Annotated in this window: 4 protein-coding genes; 1 reads left to right on the forward strand and 3 read right to left on the reverse strand. The window is 75.2% G+C overall.

The window, feature by feature from the left end:
* From FK498_RS18010 to FK498_RS18020, 3 genes are all read right to left on the reverse strand, one after another.
* Positions 1-549, reverse strand: a 549-nt coding sequence (locus tag FK498_RS18010) for a double zinc ribbon domain-containing protein (RefSeq protein ID WP_141856995.1), incomplete at its 3' end; no start/stop codon positions are given.
* Positions 533-2107: a rhodanese-like domain-containing protein gene (locus tag FK498_RS18015; protein WP_141856997.1), complete on the reverse strand. Its 1575-nt coding sequence runs from the start codon at positions 2105-2107 to the stop codon at positions 533-535. The genes FK498_RS18015 and FK498_RS18010, both read right to left, overlap by 17 nt.
* 11 nt (positions 2108-2118) lie before the next feature.
* Entirely contained in the window at positions 2119-2706 is a 588-nt protein-coding gene (locus FK498_RS18020) for a cysteine dioxygenase family protein (RefSeq protein WP_141856999.1), read from the reverse strand.
* A 70-nt stretch (positions 2707-2776) separates the two neighbouring features.
* Between FK498_RS18020 and FK498_RS18025 the strand changes: the two genes are divergently transcribed.
* On the forward strand, positions 2777-3648 hold an 872-nt coding region (locus FK498_RS18025; RefSeq protein ID WP_141857000.1), incomplete at its 3' end, for a methyltransferase domain-containing protein.

Consider the following 3648-nt stretch of genomic DNA (forward strand, 5'->3'; position numbering starts at 1 on the left):
GCTCGGTGTCGCGCGCACGCGGCGCAGCAGGTCGGGCACCACCGGCACGCGCGCGATCCGGCCGACCGCGCGCGCGAGCAGCACGGCTTGGTTGTAGCGCCGCGCCACCAGCCGCCAGTAGTGCAGCGGCACGGGCACGAGCAGGTCGGCGCCGTCGAGCAGCTCCCGCCCGGCCGCCGCCATCAGCCGGCCGAGCGCAGGCGCGAGCTCCGTGCGGTCGGCGTGCTTGAGGGGCAGGATGACCTCGCGGCTCGCCGCGTCGTAGCGCCAGACCGCGCGTGCCCGACGGAACAGCGGCGGCCGGGCGCGGCAGGCTTCGCACAGCCCCTCCGGCCCCGCTTCGCCCGGATGGGCGAACGGCACGCCACAGCGGGCGCACAGCGGCGCGGTGATGAAGCGGAAGCGCGGGAAGCACTCGACGCACAGCAGGCCGGGCCGATCGACCGGGTTCTCGCAGGCGAGGCAGCGCGGCGGCAGCAGGATGTCGATGGCGCCGCGCGCGAGGCCCGCGCCCAGCCGGGCGAGCCGGCCCTCAGCCGAACGCGGCATCCCCGTCGCGGGCGATCTCGCGCACGAGATCGATCTCCCAGGAGAGATAGGCCCGCATCGCCTCCTCGACGCCGGCGTTGCGGTCGTAGGGGCGCAGATGGACGTCGATGCACGCCTCGTCCGGCGGGTTCGTCCGGTCCCCCTCGAGCGGCAGCCCGGCGGCAGCCCAGCCGGCGGTGCCGCGCTCGAGCACGCCCACGCGCGCAGGCGTGAGTTCCGCCACCTCCGCGACCGCGAGCCGGGCGAGCCGGTTCGCATCCGGCGAGGTCACCGCGACGATCCCGGTCTCCGGCAGGCGGCCGGCGAGCGCGTCGAGCCGGGTGCGCACGCCCCAGAGCGCGCCCGGGATGTGGCCCTCGCGGAACTCGATCGAGCGGGCGAGATCGACCACGCGGAGCCGCCCGGCCTGCCAGGCGGCGTGCGCCTCGCGCAGCGGGATCGTCTCGGCCTCGGGCACCTCGCCCGGCGGCACCCAGGGCCCGGTCGCGGTGAAGTCCTCGGCCGCGCCCTCCAGCACATGGATGTCGCGATGGCCCATCTGCGCCAGCCACTGCGCGGTCATGCGCGCCCGCACGCCGTCATCGTCCACCAGCACCACGCGGGCGTGGCGCACGGCGATCCAGGCGTCGGTCGCCTGCACGAGCTGTCCCCCCGGCGCCGAGCGGGCGAAGGCGAGATGCCCGGCGGCATATTCCGCCGGATCGCGCACGTCGAAGACGTAGAGGGTGCGCGTCGTGTCGCGGCGCCAGGCGTCGAGGGTCGCGCGGTCGATCAGCCCGACCCTGTGCCTGACGCGCAGCGCCTCGGCGCGGGCGAAGGCGGTGTCGGCGTCCGCGGGCCGCCCGTCCGGGTAGCGGGCGGTCGCGCCGCGCGCGCAGGCGAAGCCGGCGAGCTCCCAGCCCATCGTGCCGTTGCGCAGCGCGACCACCTTGTTCGGCACGCCGGCGGAGCGGAGGCTCTCGGCGCCGAGGATCGAGCGCGTCCGCCCGGCGCAGTTCACCACCACCAGCGTCTCCGGGTTCGGCGCGAGCGCGCCGATGCGGTAGGCGAGCTCGCCGCCCGGCACGTTGATCCCCGTGGGGATGCTCATGCGGCGGAACTCGTCGAACGGGCGGGAGTCCAGCACCACCATGTCGGTGCCGGCATCGATCAGCGCCTTCAGTTCCGCCGCATCGACCGAGGGCGTGCCGTAATGGTGCTCGACCCACTCGCCGAACGCCTTGGAGGGCACGTTGACGCCGGTGAACAGCACGTAGCCCGCATCGCGCCACGCGGGCGTGCCGCCGGCCAGCACGGCGACGTTGCCATAGCCCATCGTTTCGAGCTCGGCGGCCGCCTGTTCGGCCAGTCCCCGACCGTCATCGGTGACGACAATGCGCGCGCCGGTGTTCGGCAGCAGCGCGCGCGCGAACAGGGGCAGGCGCGAGCGCGGCAGCGGCGCGGCCCAGAACAGGTGGCCGGTGCCGAACTCGCCCTCCTCGCGCGCATCGACGATCGCGAGCTCCGCCTGCTCGCGGAGCATCGCCTTGAGCGCGTCCGGCGCGACCTTCCTCACCATCTGCGCAACGATCAGCGGTTCGCGGTCGGCGCCATGAAGTTGCGGTTGTACGGCACGGCCGCGCCGGTCGCCGGATCGTAGGCCATGCGGTTGTCGAGCTTCTCGAGCGCAAGCCCGTACATGTGCAGGTGCCGCGTCGGCCGGTCGCCCAGCGTGTGGATCGAGTGGATGTCCTCGGGCATCAGCGCGATCCCGGTGCCGGGCTTCACCACCACCTCGCGCACGAGGTCGAGCCCGCCCTCGCGCTTCGCGTAGACCTTGTTCAGCTCCTCGCCCTCCACCGCCACCACCACGGCCCAGGTGGTGTGGTCGTGCGGCTTCGTCTCGTTGCCCGGGTTCAGCGCGTTGAGGTAGAGGGCGAAGCGCCCGCCCGGGTCCTCCTGCAGCAGGTAGCGGCGCGCGCCCTTCTCGCCCGCGGGCGGCGGAGGGAACTCGGCGGAAGGGAAGAGCTGCTCCCGCGCGGCAAGCGCCTGGAGTTCGGCCATGATCGCGTCGAGGGCGGCGCGGGTCACCCCCTGCTTGGCCTCGATCGCGCGGATGCGCTCCACCGTGGCGGCGACGGCGGCGGTGCGCGCGGCGGCGACGTCCATCTCGTTCATGGCGTGTCTCCCAGGATCAAGGTCCGATCGCGACTCTGCCCCCGTTGGCAGGGCGGGGCAACCGCGCCACATGGGCGCCATGTCCGGCTCGGCCCCCTTCGACCGCCGCGCGCACCGCCTGCGCCGCGACCGCGCCGCCCGGCTGGTCGATGCGGCCGGGCCGCTGCTCGCGCTGGTGGCGGAGCGGCTGCTCGACCGGCTGGACGACACCACGCGCCGCTTCGCCCGCGCGCTCGACCTCGGATCGCGCCACGGCGTGGTCGCGCGCGCCTTGCGCGCGCGCGTGCCGTTCGTGGTCTCGGCCGATCTCTCGCCGCGCATGGCCGCGCGCGCAGGCGCCCCGGCGGTCGCCGCCGACGAGGAATGGCTGCCCTTCGCGCCGGCGAGCTTCGACCTGATCGTCTCGGCGCTCTCGCTGCACTGGGTGAACGACCTGCCCGGCGCGCTGATCCAGGCCCGCCAGGCGCTCGCCCCGGACGGGCTGTTCCTCGCCATCCTGCCCGGCCCGGCGACCCTCGCGCCGCTGCGCGCGGCCTTCCTCGCGGTCGAGGCCGCGCTCGCCGGCGGGGTGACACCCCGGGTCGCTCCCCTGCCCGATCTCCGCGACGCCGCATCCTTGCTCCAGCGCGCGGGCTTCGCCCTGCCGGTCGCCGACACCGAGACCCTCACCGTCAGCTACCCCGATCCCTTCGCCCTGTTCGCCGAGCTGCGCGCCCTCGGCGAGACCAATGCGCTCGCCGAGCGCAGCCGCCGTCCGGCCACGCGTGGCCTGATCGCCGCCCTCGCCGCGCGGCTGCCGCGCGACGCCGAGGGCCGCATCGCGATGCCGCTCGAGCTGATCACGATGACGGGATGGGCGCCGGCGGCGAGCCAGCCCCGGCCGCTCGTGCCCGGCAGGCCCTCCCCGCGGCACGCGCCCGGACTAGGCACCGCAGACCAAGA

The sequence above is a fragment of the Elioraea sp. Yellowstone genome, from assembly GCF_006704265.1.
GTDB lineage: Bacteria > Pseudomonadota > Alphaproteobacteria > Acetobacterales > Acetobacteraceae > Elioraea.